General features: G+C 60.6%; 13 protein-coding genes. 7 read left to right on the forward strand and 6 right to left on the reverse strand.

Features of this window, described 5'->3' with window-relative positions; all coding sequences use genetic code 11:
* The 4 genes from D0N36_RS17715 to D0N36_RS17730 all read right to left on the reverse strand — a co-directional run.
* A partial coding sequence (locus D0N36_RS17715) for an aspartate aminotransferase family protein (protein ID WP_116943160.1) occupies positions 1–1,253 on the reverse strand: 1,253 nt, incomplete at its 3' end.
* A 142-nt stretch (positions 1,254–1,395) separates the two neighbouring features.
* Positions 1,396–2,376: an N-acetyl-gamma-glutamyl-phosphate reductase gene (gene argC / locus D0N36_RS17720; RefSeq protein WP_116943161.1), complete on the reverse strand. Its 981-nt coding sequence runs from the start codon at positions 2,374–2,376 to the stop codon at positions 1,396–1,398.
* A complete protein-coding gene (argG, locus tag D0N36_RS17725; RefSeq protein ID WP_116943162.1) occupies positions 2,366–3,562 on the reverse strand; it encodes an argininosuccinate synthase in 1,197 nt (398 codons plus the stop codon). The genes argC and argG overlap by 11 nt, the downstream gene beginning before the upstream one ends.
* A 133-nt stretch (positions 3,563–3,695) precedes the next feature.
* On the reverse strand, positions 3,696–4,265 hold the full coding sequence (locus D0N36_RS17730) for a GNAT family N-acetyltransferase (protein ID WP_116943163.1): 570 nt from the start codon (positions 4,263–4,265) through the stop codon (positions 3,696–3,698).
* Between the two features lie 570 nt (positions 4,266–4,835).
* On the opposite strand from D0N36_RS17730, the gene argB reads away from it, so the two are divergent.
* The 5 genes from argB (at position 4,836) to D0N36_RS17755 (ending at position 9,846) form a co-directional block, all read left to right on the forward strand.
* Positions 4,836–5,618, forward strand: a complete 783-nt coding sequence (gene argB, locus D0N36_RS17735; RefSeq protein ID WP_116943164.1) for an acetylglutamate kinase — start codon at positions 4,836–4,838, stop codon at positions 5,616–5,618.
* Positions 5,606–6,685, forward strand: coding sequence for a M20 family metallo-hydrolase (locus D0N36_RS17740; protein WP_116943165.1), 1,080 nt, complete (start codon positions 5,606–5,608; stop codon positions 6,683–6,685). The genes argB and D0N36_RS17740 overlap by 13 nt, the downstream gene beginning before the upstream one ends.
* Before the next feature lie 182 nt (positions 6,686–6,867).
* Complete coding sequence (argH, locus tag D0N36_RS17745; RefSeq protein WP_116943166.1) at positions 6,868–8,184, forward strand: argininosuccinate lyase; 1,317 nt, start codon at positions 6,868–6,870, stop codon at positions 8,182–8,184.
* A gap of 443 nt (positions 8,185–8,627) precedes the next feature.
* A complete protein-coding gene (locus D0N36_RS17750; RefSeq protein WP_116943167.1) occupies positions 8,628–9,158 on the forward strand; it encodes a TetR/AcrR family transcriptional regulator in 531 nt (176 codons plus the stop codon).
* A gap of 130 nt (positions 9,159–9,288) precedes the next feature.
* A complete protein-coding gene (locus D0N36_RS17755; RefSeq protein WP_147320970.1) occupies positions 9,289–9,846 on the forward strand; it encodes a hypothetical protein in 558 nt (185 codons plus the stop codon).
* 60 nt (positions 9,847–9,906) lie between these two features.
* Here the strand turns inward: D0N36_RS17755 and lpdA are convergent, their stop codons facing one another.
* On the reverse strand, positions 9,907–11,301 hold the full coding sequence (lpdA, locus tag D0N36_RS17760; RefSeq protein ID WP_116943169.1) for a dihydrolipoyl dehydrogenase: 1,395 nt from the start codon (positions 11,299–11,301) through the stop codon (positions 9,907–9,909).
* Positions 11,302–11,522: 221 nt separating this feature from the next.
* On the opposite strand from lpdA, the gene D0N36_RS17765 reads away from it, so the two are divergent.
* Positions 11,523–12,233 carry a tetratricopeptide repeat protein gene (locus D0N36_RS17765; RefSeq protein ID WP_116943170.1) on the forward strand — a complete coding sequence of 237 codons (711 nt, stop codon included), beginning with the start codon at positions 11,523–11,525 and terminating at the stop codon, positions 12,231–12,233.
* Between the two features lie 101 nt (positions 12,234–12,334).
* Here D0N36_RS17765 and D0N36_RS17770 read toward each other — a convergent pair whose 3' ends face one another.
* A complete protein-coding gene (locus D0N36_RS17770; protein WP_116943171.1) occupies positions 12,335–13,567 on the reverse strand; it encodes a geranylgeranyl reductase family protein in 1,233 nt (410 codons plus the stop codon).
* 144 nt (positions 13,568–13,711) lie between these two features.
* Between D0N36_RS17770 and fabG the strand changes: the two genes are divergently transcribed.
* On the forward strand, positions 13,712–14,461 hold the full coding sequence (gene fabG, locus D0N36_RS17775) for a 3-oxoacyl-[acyl-carrier-protein] reductase (RefSeq protein WP_116943172.1): 750 nt from the start codon (positions 13,712–13,714) through the stop codon (positions 14,459–14,461).
* Positions 14,462–14,566 lie beyond the last annotated feature (105 nt).

Genomic DNA, 14,566 nt, shown 5'->3' on the forward strand with positions numbered 1-14,566 from the left:
ACTACGTTGGATAGCGGCCCGTATTGCCGAAGTTGTGCGGGCGCTGCCGTGGAGTATTTGTCCCATAAGTGCGTGCGAAATTCCAGCCCGGAAAATACACCATCTCTCCCTGGGACTATACACCTAGGGGGTGGGGTGAGACTGAACAACGCCCTCAAAAACCGTTCAACCTCCGCCCGTGTGATATTGAGCGGCGGCAGCAACCTCAGCACCGTGGGGTCGGAGGCGTTGCCCACGAAAATGTGGTAATCGGTGAGCAGCTTGTCGCGGATTTCCTTGATGGGAAAGTCGTATTTGATGCCCACCATCAGGCCGCGGCCGCGAATTTCTACGGCCCCGGCGTGGGCCAGCAGCTCCGTGCGGAGATAGTCGCCCAGCTCGGTGGCGTGGGTTAGCAGGTGCTCGTCCTCGATGACTTCGAGCACGGCCAGGGCGGCGGCGCAGGCCAGGTGGTTGCCGCCGAACGTGGTGCCCAGCAGGCCGTAGGAGGCCTGCAGCTTCGGCGAAATCAGGATGCCGCCAATGGGGAACCCGTTGCCCATGCCCTTGGCCACGGCAATAATATCGGGCCGGATGCCGGTGTGCTGGTGGGCGAAAAACTTGCCGCTGCGGCCGTAGCCGCTCTGCACCTCATCGGCAATCAGCAGCACATCGTTGGCCCAGCAGAACAGCGCCAGATGCCGCATAAACTCATCGGATGGCATGATGATACCGCCCACGCCCTGAATCGGCTCCACGATAACGGCGCATACGTCGCCGCCGTGCAGCACCGCCAGCACCGCCTCCAGGTCGTACTCCACGAAAGTCACGGCGTGGCCCGCGTTGAAGGGGGCCACGATTTTCGGATTATCGGTAGCTGCCACTGCGCCCGAGGTGCGGCCGTGAAACGCGCCTTTGAACGCCACCACGCGGGTTTTACCGGTATGAAAGGAGGCCAGCTTCAGCGCATTCTCGTTGGCCTCGGCCCCGGAGTTGCACAGAAACAGCGCGTAATCCTCGTAGCCCGATACCTGGCCCAGCTTGCGGGCCAGCTCCGTCTGAATCGGAATCTGCACCGAGTTGGAGTAGAAGCCGATGTTTTGCAGTTGCTCCGTGAGGCGCTGCACGTAGTGCGGGTGGCTGTGGCCGATGGAAATCACGGCGTGGCCGCCGTAGAAATCCAGATATTCCTGGCCCTGGTCGTCCCAGAGTTTCGCGCCGAGTGCGCGCACGGGCGTGATATTGACGAGGGGATAAACGTTGAAGAGGTCCATGTTATAACGGTGTCAGAGCGTAGTTAAAATAAGAACGTCATGCTGAGCGGAGCCGAAGCATCTCTACCGTAATGGTAATCTTAGCATCTGCCACGAAGCGGTAGAGATGCTTCGGCTCCGCTCAGCATGACGTTCTGGTCCATTAGAGCAGTCCGGCTTTGAAATTCAACCCCGTCGTTTCCGGCAGGCCAAACAGCAGGTTCATATTCTGCACCGCTTGGCCCGATGCGCCTTTCACCAGATTATCAATCACCGAGGTAATTAGTAATTGCTTGCCCTGTTTCTGCACGTGCAGCAGGCATTTGTTGGTATTCACCACCTGCTTCAAATGAATTTCCTTGTCTGAAACCGTGGTGAACGGCGCGTCGGCGTAGAAATTCCGGTACAGCTCCCGCGCCTCGTCCTGCGTTAAATCCGAGGGCGTGTAAACGCTGGCGAAAATGCCCCGCGCGAAATTGCCGCGGTAAGGGATGAAGTGAATCTCCGCTTCTGATTGCGGCTGCAGCTGCGCCAGACTCTCGCCTATTTCGCCGAGGTGCTGGTGCGTGAAGGGCTTGTAAATGGACACGTTGTTGGTGCGCCACGAGAAATGCACCGTCTCCGACAGGCCCTGGCCCGCGCCGGTCGAGCCGGTGATGGCCGACACGTGGATGTCACCTAGGAGCCGGCCGGCCTGGGCCAGCGGCAGCAGCGCCAGCTGAATGGCCGTGGCGAAGCACCCCGGGTTGGCGATGCTCTGGGCCTGCTGGATGCGGCTTCTATTCAGCTCCGGCAGGCCGTACACGAACTCGCGGCCCTCAAACTCGGCATCGGCCGTCAGGCGGAAATCGTTGCTCAGGTCGATGACGTGCGTGGTTTCGGGCAGGGTATTTTCGAGCAGCCAGGCTTTCGAGTTGCCGTGGCCCAGGCACAGAAACACCACGTCCTCGTCGCCGGCCAGCTCCGAAGCAAAATGCAGGTCGGTTTCGCCCACCAGGTCGTCGTGCACCTGATGCACTGGGTTGCCCGCGTTAGAGGAGCTCACGATGCCACCCAACTCCACGAACTCGTGGTGCAGCAGAATGCGTAGCAGCTCGCCGGCCGTGTAGCCGGCGCCGCCCACGATGCCAGCCTTAATTTTCATCGTTGAAAGAAGAATGAATCTTCAGCTGGTTGCTGAAAATCTTGATGAAGCCCTGGGCGTCGCGGCCGTCCCAGGCGTTGTTTTCCTCACCGTAAGTGGCTACTTTCGACTGCATCATGTCGAACTTCGACTCCACGCCCTGTAGCTCGAACCGGTAGGGCAGCAAGGTCACGAACACCGTCCCCGACACCCGATCCTGCGACGACGTGAGGAAGGCCTCGAAGTCGCGCATCACCGGGTCGAGGTACTGGGCCTCATGCAGCAGCGTGCCGTACCAGTTGGCGATGTAGTCTTTATGGAGCAGTTGCCACCGGCTCGACGTATGCTTCTCCAGCAAATGATGGGCCTTGAGCAGAATCAGCGGGGCGGGGGCCTCGAAACCCACGCGGCCCTTGATACCCAGAATCGTGTCGCCGACGTGAGTGTCGCGGCCGATGGCGTAGGTGCCGGCCAGCTCGTTGAGGGACTGAATCAGCGCCACCGGGTCCATCGTTTCGCCGTTCAGGGCCACCGGTTCACCCTTCTCGAAGGTGATTTCCACCTGGGTCGGCTCCGTAGCGGTTAGCTGGGTCGGGTAAGCCGATTCGGGCAAAGCCTGGTGCGAGGTCAGGGTTTCGACGCCGCCCACGCTGGTGCCCCAGATGCCCTTATTAATGGAATACTTGGCCTTATCCCAGCTCATCTCGAAACCGTGCTGGTTGAGAAAATCGATTTCAGCCTGCCGCGAAAGTTTCAGGTCGCGGATAGGCGTGATGATTTCGGTGTCGGGCGCAATAACCGAGAAAGCCACATCGAAGCGCACCTGGTCGTTGCCGGCTCCGGTGCTGCCGTGGGCAATGTAGTCGGCTTTGTGCTCGCGGGCGTACTCGGCTAGGGCCAGACTTTGGAACATTCGTTCGGCACTCACACTCAGCGGGTAGGTGTCGTTTTTGAGGATGTTGCCGAAAATCAGGTAGCGCAGGCAGTCCTGGTAAAAGCGCTGGGTTACATCAATCACCTCGTGCTGCGAGGAACCCAGCTCGTAGGCCCGCTTCTCAATGGCAGCCAGTTCTTCTTGCGAAAACCCGCCGGAGTTGACGATAACCGTGTGCACTTCCAGACCCAGCTCGCGGGTAAGGTAAACCGCGCAGAACGAGGTATCCAGACCACCGCTGTACGCTAAAACCACCTTTTTCTTGTTGGACATGAGATAAGGAGAAGTAAGAGGGGAAACTGTAGAATCCTATCTGTCATCCTGAGCGGAGCGAGACCTTATCACGCTTAAACGTGTCGTTTATATGTGATAAGGTCCTCCGCTTCGCTCAGGATGACAAGTGATATCACCCTTCATGACGCAGGATTTCGATGGATTGCTGGCTGAAACGGTCCTGGAGCTTATCGTAGACCATACCGGTGCAGAGGCACATTTTACGCTCGTTTTCCTGGAGAATCGGGTAGTTTTTGCAGCTCGCGCAGCCCTTCCAGAAATCCTCGCTCTGGGTGAGCTCGGGGAAGGTGACGGGCCGGTAGCCCAGCTCGCTGTTGATTTTCATCACGGCCGCGCTGGTCGTGATGCCGAAGATTTTGGCCGCCGGGTACTTGGTGCGCGAAAGCTCGAACACGCACTCCTTAATGGCGCGGCCCAGGCCCTCCTTGCGCAGCTCCGTGTTGACAATCAGCCCGGAGTTGACGACGAACTTGGCGTCTTCAAAGGTTTCGATATAGCAGAAACCGGCCAGCTCGCCCTCAATAAACGCAATAACAGAATCACCCTTTTCCAGCTTCTTAATCAGATAGTTAGGGTCGCGCTTGGCAATACCCACGCCCCGCTGACGGGCCGATTCGGCATACCACTGACATAGGGTTTCGGCGTGCTGCGCATCGGCAGCTTCGGCGACTCGGAGCAACATGACGGAGGGTCGGTTAGCTGCCCAACGGGGCAGCAGGCGTGAAGACACGAAAGCAGGCAGGCGGCGCGGGCCCAGCGAGTGGAGCAGGCGCCGAAAACAACCGGCCGCGGCTATTGAGCAGCGGGCTCGGCAGCGGCGAACCGGGAGGGCGGGACATTCCGGCACCGGGCCGGAAAAAACACGCGGAAGCTTACACTCGGACTAGGAACAGTTGATTCGGGAAAGTTCTCGGGGGCGGGCCGATGGGCAGGCCCCGAACCGGCTCTTCGGCGACGAAGAACACGGCAATACTAGTGCGGCCAGCTTAAGCTGGCATAATTCGCACGACCAGATTTGGTCGTCGCAGAAGCGCAGTAGTAGAGAGGTGAATCATATGCGGGCGCCGCGGGGCGGCAGGTAGAGCCTTCCGGAGGTTAAAATGACTGAAAGCCGAAATGCGTTGCAAACGTAAATGTTTTTTTTCGGAAACTTTGCCGCGTCGGCCGCATAAAGATTCGCTGGTCCTGCCTGGCCGGCCCCGTATAGGGTGGTTCCGGCCCGCTCCCCGCCCCTTTCCCCCGTATTCGTGTTATGGCTGAAACCCTGAAAATCTTTAAAATCGGCGGCGCCATTCTCGATGAGCCGGCCCAGCTGAGCCACTTTGTAGCCGCGCTGGCCCAGGTGCCGGGGCCCCGACTGCTGGTGCACGGCGGCGGCCGCGGGGCCAGCCAGCTGCTCGCGCAACTGGGCATTGCCCCGCAACTGGTGCAGGGCCGCCGCATCACCGACGCGGCCACGCTCGACATCGTGACGATGTTCTACGCCGGCAAAACCAACAAGCATCTCGTGGCCGGTCTGCAGGCCGCGGGCGCGAATGCGCTGGGACTTTCGGGGGCCGATGGCAACGCCATCCGGGCCGTGCGCCGGCCGGTGGGCGCCATCGACTACGGCTTCGTGGGCGACCTGCCGGCCGATGCCGTGAATACTGGCCTGCTGGAACTGCTGCTGCGCGCCGACCTGCTGCCCGTGCTCTGCGCTATCACCCACGACGGCCACGGCCAGCTGCTCAACACCAACGCCGACACCATCGCCAGCGCCGTGGCCGTGGCCCTGGCTGCTCGCCGCGCCGTGGAGCTGCATTTCTGCTTCGAGAAAGACGGTGTGCTGGCCGACGTCAACGACGAAAGCTCAGTGATTGAGCGCCTGACGGCCGCCGAGTACGCCCGGCTTAAAGCCGCCGGCGCGGTGGCCGCCGGCATGGTACCCAAGCTCGACAACGCCTTTGCCGCGCTGGAAGCCGGCGTGGAGCGCGTGGTGATTGAAAACGCGCTCCGCATCAACGAACCTGTAAAAACCGTGCTATGCCGGAGCTAGACGAGCCGCTACTGACCCAGCTCACCAACGACGCCATTCAACTGCTGATTCAGCTGATTCAGACACCCTCCTTTTCACGGCAGGAAGACCAGACGGCGGCGCACATCGTTCGTTTCCTGACCTTTCATGGGGCCCGGGCTGAGCGCAACGCCCACAACGTATGGGCTGTGAGCCGGCACTACGACCCGGCCCGCTCTACCGTGCTGCTCAACTCCCACCACGACACCGTGCAGCCCGGCGCCAGCTGGACCGCCGACCCATTCGGGGCGGCTCTGACGGGCGGCCGGCTCACTGGCCTGGGCAGCAACGATGCGGGCGCGGCGGCCGTGAGTCTGCTGGCTGCATTCCTGTATTTCGAGCAGCATCCGCCGGCCTTCAACCTAATTTGCGCCATTACGGCCGAGGAAGAAATTTCGGGCCCCGATGGTATTCGCCGGCTGCTGCCGCTACTGCCCGAAATTATCTTGGCCATCGTGGGCGAACCCACTCAAATGGACCTCGCCATTGCTGAAAAAGGCCTCATCGTCCTCGACTGCACTGCCCACGGCCGTACCGGCCACACCGCCCGCGACGAGGGCGAAAACGCCCTTTATAAAGCCCTCGGTGATATTCAGCGGCTGCGCGAATTCCGGTTCGAGCGGGTTTCGGAGCTGCTTGGGCCGGTGAAGCTGACGGTTACCCAAATCCAGGCCGGCACCCAGCACAACGTGGTGCCCGACCGTTGCACTTTCGTGGCCGATGTGCGCACCAACGAGCTATATACCAACGAAGAGGTAGTGGAGCTGGTGCGTGGGCTGATTGGCTCCGAGGTAGTGCCGCGCTCCACCCACCTCAACTCCTCGCGCATTGACCTCAGCCACCCGCTGGTGCAGCGCGGGCTGGCGCTGGGCCGCCGTACCTTCGGCTCGGTCACGCTCTCCGACCAGAGCATGATGCCCTTCACCACCATCAAAATCGGCCCCGGCGACTCGGCCCGCTCCCATACCCCCGACGAGTACATCCTGCTCAGCGAAATTCGGTCCGGCGTGCGGGGCTACGTGGAGCTACTCGATGGGCTTGCTATTTGAGCTTTTAGCTGAATCGTTGGAGCCTCCGCAAACCGGTTGCCAGACCGCTCTTTACCTCTGCGAATCACTCCGCGTACCTCTGCGAAAAAACCACCCGCATTGACCCGCAAGGCACTTAATTCGAACCACAAGAACGTAGGCTAACAGCTAATAGCTGCCAGCTAAAAGCTAAATAATACTGCATGAAAATCTGGGATAAAGGCATTGCCGTCGATAAGAAGATTGAACAGTTTACCGTGGGCCGCGACCGGGAACTGGACCTGTACCTGGCCCCATTTGATGTGCAGGCCTCGCGGGCCCAGGCCAATATGCTGGCGGCGGTGGGCCTGCTGTCGGCGGCCGAAAACGAGCAGCTTCAGCAGGGCCTGGGCGAGTTAACGCAGCAGCTGGAAGCCGGCACCTTCGTTATCGAGCCCGAGTACGAGGACGTTCATTCCAAAATTGAAGCATACCTGACTGAGAAGTTCGGCGACGCGGGCAAGAAAATTCACACGGCCCGCTCGCGCAACGACCAGGTACTAACGGCTCTGCAGCTGTTCATCAAAGACTACTGCCGCCGCGCCGCCAGCCGCACGCTGGAGCTGGTAGAGGTGCTGCTGACCAAGGCCGAAACCCACCAAGCCGACCTGATGCCGGGCTACACCCACTTCCAGGCGGCCATGCCCAGCTCGTTCGGGCTCTGGTTTTCGGCCTATGCCGAGCACCTGCTACTCGACCTATCTTTGTTCGAAGCCGCCTACGCCGTGGCCGACCAGAACCCGCTGGGCTCGGGCGCGGGCTTCGGCAGCTCCTTCCCCATCGACCGCCAGATGACAACCCGGGAAATGGGCTTCGCCAACCTGGCCGTGAGCAGCGTGGGGGCCCAGCTGCTGCGCGGCAAAACCGAGCGTACCCTCGCCTTCGCGCTGGCTGGCATGGCCGCCACGCTGGCCAAAATGGCCTACGATTTGGTGCTCTACAACTCGCAGGACCTGGCTTTCGTGGAGTTACCGGCTGCCTTTACTACCGGTTCCAGCATCATGCCCCACAAGAAAAACCCCGACGTGTTCGAGCTGATTCGGGGCCGCTGCCAGGTGCTGCAGGCGCTGCCCAACACGCTGCTGCTGGCCACCGCCGGCCTGCCCAGCGGCTACCACCGCGACTTCCAGCTGCTCAAAGAAACCCTCTTCGAGCCGATGACGCAGCTGCTCGACATCCTCGACATCGTGCTTTTTGCCCTGCCCGAGTTGCGCATCAAGCCCGACTTGCTCAATCAATCCAAGTACGACGCTGTGTTTTCGGTGGAAAATATCAACCAGCTTATTCAGGCCGGCGTGCCGTTCCGTGAGGCGTACCGGCAGGTGGGCCGGGCCGTAGAGGATGGCTCCTACCGGCCCCACCGCGAGTTTCAGACCACCCACCTGGGCAGCGTCCACAATCTGGGGCTGGCCGAAATCCGGGACAAAGTGGCGCGATTTCGGGCCGGCACCCAGCTAAGCGAGATGGAAGTCGGCAATTAGTGGGGCAACCAAATTTTATACATTCTGGTAACGGCTGCTTACTCAATCGGTTACCAGGCATTTTACCTAGTAAGTGTTTACTCACCCTATAATAGTGAGCTAACACTTACTGGTTTTAGAAATCATTGCGTAAGTTTGCTCCCGCTAACGGCTGCCGACTCCCACTAGGCACCGCAGGCCAATTCCCCGCCCTGATTACCCGGATGTACTCCCACCCACATCCGGCCTTCTCCGAAAGCCGCGCGACCCTGCCCCGGCGTTGCCGCCCGCTGGCTTTCGGAACAAACGTAGCCGGCCGATTCGGAGTCCCCGAATCGGCGGCTTCTTTTTGGGCTACCGAGGGGCCACTTATTTTGTGGGCGTTGCATCGATTTAGGCTTTTGCGCCCGTAATTGCGGGTTCAACTACTGCCGGGCTCCGGCCCGGCCACTCCGCCCACCGCCATGACCAACCGCAAACAGCACATTGCCGACGTGGCCCTGCGGCTTTTTGGGGAGCGGGGCTTCGACAACAGCTCTACCCAGCTCATTGCCCGCGAGGCCGGCGTTTCGGAAGCCCTCATTTTCAAGCATTTCGGCTCCAAAGACCTGTTGCTTGAGTTCGTCATCCGTAGCGGCTACAAGCGCATTATCGAGGCCAACCGCGGCGGCCTCACCGAGCCCGACCCGCTTACCTTCATCCACAGCGTTATAGAACTACCTTTTAAGCTTGTGCGCGACGAGCCGTACTTCTGGAAGCTTCAGTACCGCCTAGCCGACTCGGAGATGGCCCGCCAGCAGCACGAGCGGTTTATGCGCCCGCTGCCGACCCGGCTTCGGCAGGCCTTTGAGCAACTTGAATATGCCGACCCCGACAAGGAGACGGCGCTGCTGCTGCTGTTAGTAGAAGCGCTCTGGAAAACCGAAGCAACCAAAACGGAGGATTACGGCCAAGACATGCCTGGCTTCATCAAGAGCAAGTATCAGGCGCAGTAGTGCCGCCGGAATAGTCGATACCCAGGAGTTAGCAGCCGATATGCTCTTCACCAGTTTTTTCCGGATAGCGTTGCTCGTGGGCGTCTGCATATTCACGCAACGTACCCAAGCCCAGTCCCAGATTCAACGCTTGGAACAGGAATTAGAACTGGTGCAGATGCTGCCTGATTCGTTGGATGAGCACCCCGGGCCACTGGTTGTATTGCCCTCCGCAACTTGGGGAAGCAGCCACAAAGCGTTACCCCCCGATAAGGGCATCCTGTACGGTAGTTGTGTGCAGCGGCTAGGTTTCAGCAGTGGTGGCTTGGGCCAGTACGTGCGAGTTGTGAACCTCGACACGCGCCAGTACTTTCGGTTAAATGTGAAGCCCATCGTCCGCTCCCGCCGCGAAAACCCGTTCTGTTACGCGCTGCCACCCGGCCATTATGCTCTCATTAACTACGAGTTTGCAGGCGGCATACAGTCGAGCGTCGAGTCCATCCGCAAACACCGCAACAGCCAAACATTGAACCGGACGCGCTACCTGTTTACGGTGCGGCCCGGCCAACTGCACTACGTGGGCACCTGGGATTTCAGCCAAGAGTTCGACCCGCGGTTCCTGGACGAGAAGTTCACACTCGATTTGGTATTTCAGCAGAAATATCCTCATCTACCACTAAATCAGGCACAAATAGTGCTACCCCATTAAAAACAGAAGCCCCGACCGAAATTCCGGCCGGGGCTTCCGTTTTTAGTGGATGAGGAGCTCTTACAGGTGAATTACCTCGCCATAGGCAGCGGCGGCGGCTTCCATGATGGCCTCGCTCATGGTCGGGTGCGGATGCACCGACTTAATGATTTCGTGGCCCGTGGTTTCGAGCTTGCGGGCTACCACCACTTCGGCAATCAGTTCGGTTACGTTGGCACCAATCATGTGGGCGCCCAGCCACTCGCCGTACTTCTTGTCGAAGATGACTTTAACGAAACCGTCCTTTACGCCGGCAGCCGAGGCTTTGCCCGAGGCCGAGAACGGGAACTTGCCCACCAGAATGTCGTAGCCCTGCGCTTTCGCTTCGGCTTCGGTCAGGCCTACACTGGCAATTTCGGGCGAGGCATAAGTGCAGCCGGGGATGTTCTGGTAGTTGAGCGGCTCGGGGTGCTGGCCGGCAATTTTCTCAACGCAGATAATGCCCTCGGCCGAGGCCACGTGGGCCAGTGCGGGACCGGGCACGATGTCGCCGATGGCATAAATGCCGGGCACGTTGGTCTGGTAGAAATCGTCCACCACGAGGCGGCCTTTCTCTACCTTAATGCCCAACTCCTCCAGGCCCAGGTTTTCGAGGTTCGTGATAACGCCCACGGCGCTCAGCACCATGTCGCACTCAATCTGCTGGTCGCCTTTGGCCGTTTTCACGGTCACGGTGCAGCCCGCGCCGCTGGTATCCACGGCCGTTACTTCGGCGCTGGTGAGCACCTTAACGCCAATCTTCTTAAACGACTTTTCCATCTGGCGCGACACCTCCTCGTCCTCTACGGGCACGATGCGGGGCAGGTATTCCACCACCGTCACCTCCGAACCCATCGTGCGGTAGAAGTAGGCAAACTCAACGCCGATGGCGCCCGAACCCACTACTACGAGGCGCTTGGGCAGCTGTTCCAGGGTCATGGCTTTGCGGTAGCCAATAATCTTTTTGTCGTCGATGGGCAGCGCCGGCAGCTCGCGCGAGCGGGCACCGGTGGCCAAGATGATGGATTTGGCCTCCACGGTTTCCTTCCCGCCCTCGGCCTTCGTGAGCTCGATTTTGCCGGCCGCCAGCAGCTTGCCGGTGCCCATTATTACATCAATCTTATTCTTTTTGAACAGGAAGTTGATGCCCTTGCTCATCCCGTCGGCCACGCCGCGGCTGCGCTGAATCACGGCCCCGAAGTCGTAGCCCACGTTTTCGGCGCTCAGGCCGTAGTCGGCGGCGTGGTTGAGGTACTCGAATACCTGGGCGCTCTTGAGCAGGGCTTTGGTAGGAATACAGCCCCAGTTGAGGCAGATGCCGCCCAGCGACTCGCGCTCAATCACGGCTACTTTCAAGCCCAGCTGCGAGGCCCGGATGGCGGCTACATAGCCGCCTGGGCCGCTGCCGATAACGACCAGGTCGTATTGCAATGCCATATTGTGTTCGGTTGAAGAGTAAAAGAAGAGCCCACCGCCAGGTAACGCCCACGGCCAGCCGGGCAAAGATAGGCAGGCCGGGGCAGTCGGGCGCGGGGGCGGGGCCGCCTGAAATTTCGGCCCCGTCTTTGCCTCTGCGGCGGCGGCGGCCGTATAAAGGCGCGCCGCTGCCGCTGGCTTCACCCGGCGAGCGACCTTTACATCCAATCTGACCCCCATTTATGATGAAATCACCCCTACTATCCCTGTTGGCTGGCACCACGCTGCTGCTGGCCGGTGCCTGCGCCCGCGGCACCACTGCCGACGTAGAGCAGCCCAGCTCTGCCGCCCGCAATGCGGCCCGCGAAACCGGCGTAGCGCGAACCGTCGATGCCGCGCCCGGTGGCCCCACGTATGTGGAGCCGGCCGCCCGTAAAACGGCTCCCGACCATCGCAAAGACATTAAAACCGCCGATGCTCGCCTCGCAGCCACGCCCAGCGATGTGGAGGCCCTACTGATGCGGGCGCGCGCCAAAAGTGAGCTTAAAGACTATCGGGCGGCAATGACCGATTACAATGCGGCCATTAAGCTGGAGCCCACCAACAGCAATGTGTACTACAACCGGGGCCTAAACCGCCTGGAAACTAAGGACTACAGCGGGGCTATTCTAGACTTCGGCAAAGCCACCAAATACAACCCGCAGGATCGGGACGCGTTTTTCGGGCGGGGTTCGGCCAAGATGCAGATGTTCAACTATCGCTCGGCCATTCCCGACTTCACCAAAGCCATTGCCCTCGACCCGAACTACGCCGATGCCTACGAGTACCGCGGCATCAGCTACGCGTCCATCAACAAGTTTAAGGAGGCCCGCGTCGACCTCGAAAAAGCCGCCCAACTCAATCCTGCTGCCGAAAAAAGCCTGCGTCGTTACGTTGGCAATAAGGACAAGTAAGAAGTGGACGTCATTCAGAGCGAAGCGAAGAATCTCGCGTGCTGCCGTGGCACGCGAGATTCTTCGCTTCGCTCTGAATGACGTTCGCACAACCGCCTCCCCTACTTCCCCAGCAGCAGCTTGAAGTAGAAGCTCGGTTGACGCAGCCGCTCGCGCAGGTCGAGGTCGAGAAACATGTTGCTGATGGTTTCGGCCAGCGTGGGGTTGTTGGCGGCGCGGTTGGCGATAAAGTTGAACAGCCACGGGTAATCCAGCAGGCGCTGCATGGCCCGGCTCAGGCGCAGCTCCTGCCACAGCCGGTTGTACACGGCCGCGTCGTAACCTTTCAGAAACTCCGGCGCGAAGTTCTGGGCCGCTACGGCGCGGGCGGCCCAGTCGGCGGCGTGGCGGCCGCTTACCATGGCGTGGCTGATACCCTCGCCCGAAAACGGGTCGATGAGCGAGCCGGCGTCGCCGAGCAGCAGGTAGTTGCGGCCCGAAAGCGGGCGGCGCTTGGAGCCCAACGGCAGCCCGAAGCCGCGCACCGGACCCAGCCGCTCGGCCGTGGCAAACCGGTCTTTGAGGGCCGGGTGAGTACGCAGGATTTCGTCGAGCCGCTCGCGCAGCTTTACCTTTTTCTTCGCCACAGCTTCGCTGAGCATGCCTACGCCCACGTTGGCCTGGCCGTTGGGCAGCGGGAAAACCCAGAGGTAACCGGGCAGAAACTCCTTAATGAAGTGCAGCTCGATGAAATTATTAGGGTGCAGGCCGGTTACGCCGCGGTAGTACGCGCGCAGGCCGGCGCAGTGGTGGGCCGGCTCCAGCACGTGCCCGCCCACTACGCGGGCAAAGTTCGACTGGGCCCCGTTGGCTACCAGCAGCACGTCGGCGGTGGCTATTTCCTGCTTGTCGGGCCCCAGCAGGCGCCAGCGGCCGTCGGGCAACTGCTCGTGGGCGGCCACATCGGTGTTTTCGCGGAAGTCAATTTCGGGCCGGCGGCGTACTTCTCCAATGAGGAAATTATCGAAGTCGATGCGCTTGCTGATGTGGCCGGCGGCGCGGTCGGTGGCCGGGTTGTAGTTCGGCTTGAAGGGCACGGCCAGGCGGCGGCCGTTGGGCGCGTAGAAGTCGATGCCCCAGCTGGGTAGCTGGGCGGGCTCGGCGGCCAGGCGGTCGGGCAGGGCGTCATCAATGCGCCGTAACTCGCTGAGTACTTTTCCGCTGAGCGCGTCGCCGCACACTTTATCGCGCGGGAAAGTGGCGCGGTCGAGCAGCAGGCAGCGGTGGCCGGCGTTGGCCAGGTGCAGGGCCGCCGTGGCCCCGCCCGGTCCCGCCCCGAGAATGCAGATAGTCATGTTTTGAGCTTCAAGCCGCAAGCTACAAGCTGCAAGCTTATGTTCGGGCAGCTAAAAGCGTGTAGCTAGAGGCTTGTAGCTTACGATTTGCGCCTAAACCACCAAAGCTTGTAGCTTGCAGCTTAAAGCTAACAGCTCAAACCCATGACTAAACTGCTCGACGGAAAAGTGGCCCTGATTACGGGCGCTTCTAAAGGAATTGGCCGCGCCATTGCGGCGTATTTTGCCCAGCAGGGCGCGCAGGTGGCGTTCACCTACCTCTCCAGCGTGGAGAAAGGCCAGCAGCTGGAACAGGAGCTAGCCGCTTCCGGCACCAAGGTAAAAGGCTACCGCTCCGATGCTTCGGTGTATGCCGAGGCCGAAAAGCTGATTGAGGACGTGGTAGCCGAGTTCGGCAAGCTCGATATCTTGGTAAACAACGCCGGAATTACCCAGGACGGGCTGTTGATGCGCATGAGTGAGCAGCAGTGGGACCAGGTAATGGCCGTGAACCTGAAGTCGGTGTTCAACCTGACCAAGGCCGCCACCAAGCCCATGATGCGCGCCAAAGCCGGCAGCATCATCAATATGTCGTCGGTGGTGGGCGTGAAGGGCAATGCCGGGCAGGCCAACTACGCGGCCTCCAAGGCCGGCATTATCGGCTTCACAAAGTCGGTGGCCCTGGAGCTGGGCTCGCGCAACATCCGCTGCAACGCGGTGGCCCCCGGCTTCATCGAAACCGAAATGACCGACGCCCTCGACGCCAAGCAGGTGGATGAGTGGCGCAAGGCCATCCCGCTACGCCGCGGTGGCACCCCCGAAGACGTAGCCAAAGCAACCGCCTTCCTGGCCTCCGACGATTCAGCCTATATCACCGGCCAGGTGCTGCAGGTTGACGGCGGCATGCTGACGTAGAAAACTAAGCTGTAATCATCCCAAAACCACGTCGCGCACGATATCGGGGCAGTCCTCCGAATTCGGCGCGACGTACTTGGGTACTGCTCTTCTAGCTGGCCGATA

Source organism: Hymenobacter lapidiphilus, assembly GCF_003417065.2.
In the GTDB taxonomy this organism is placed as follows: Bacteria; Bacteroidota; Bacteroidia; order Cytophagales; family Hymenobacteraceae; genus Hymenobacter.

What these genes read in the sequence shown, in the direction of transcription:
- argC (WP_116943161.1), bottom strand. Translation starts at nt 2,376, where the DNA reads ATGAAAATTAAGGCTGGCATCGTGGGCGGCGCCGGCTACACGGCCGGC.
- argG (WP_116943162.1), bottom strand. Translation starts at nt 3,562, where the DNA reads ATGTCCAACAAGAAAAAGGTGGTTTTAGCGTACAGCGGTGGTCTGGAT.
- D0N36_RS17730 (WP_116943163.1), bottom strand. Translation starts at nt 4,265, where the DNA reads ATGTTGCTCCGAGTCGCCGAAGCTGCCGATGCGCAGCACGCCGAAACC.
- argB (WP_116943164.1), top strand. Translation starts at nt 4,836, where the DNA reads ATGGCTGAAACCCTGAAAATCTTTAAAATCGGCGGCGCCATTCTCGAT.
- D0N36_RS17740 (WP_116943165.1), top strand. Translation starts at nt 5,606, where the DNA reads ATGCCGGAGCTAGACGAGCCGCTACTGACCCAGCTCACCAACGACGCC.
- argH (WP_116943166.1), top strand. Translation starts at nt 6,868, where the DNA reads ATGAAAATCTGGGATAAAGGCATTGCCGTCGATAAGAAGATTGAACAG.
- D0N36_RS17750 (WP_116943167.1), top strand. Translation starts at nt 8,628, where the DNA reads ATGACCAACCGCAAACAGCACATTGCCGACGTGGCCCTGCGGCTTTTT.
- lpdA (WP_116943169.1), bottom strand. Translation starts at nt 11,301, where the DNA reads ATGGCATTGCAATACGACCTGGTCGTTATCGGCAGCGGCCCAGGCGGC.
- D0N36_RS17765 (WP_116943170.1), top strand. Translation starts at nt 11,523, where the DNA reads ATGATGAAATCACCCCTACTATCCCTGTTGGCTGGCACCACGCTGCTG.
- D0N36_RS17770 (WP_116943171.1), bottom strand. Translation starts at nt 13,567, where the DNA reads ATGACTATCTGCATTCTCGGGGCGGGACCGGGCGGGGCCACGGCGGCC.
- fabG (WP_116943172.1), top strand. Translation starts at nt 13,712, where the DNA reads ATGACTAAACTGCTCGACGGAAAAGTGGCCCTGATTACGGGCGCTTCT.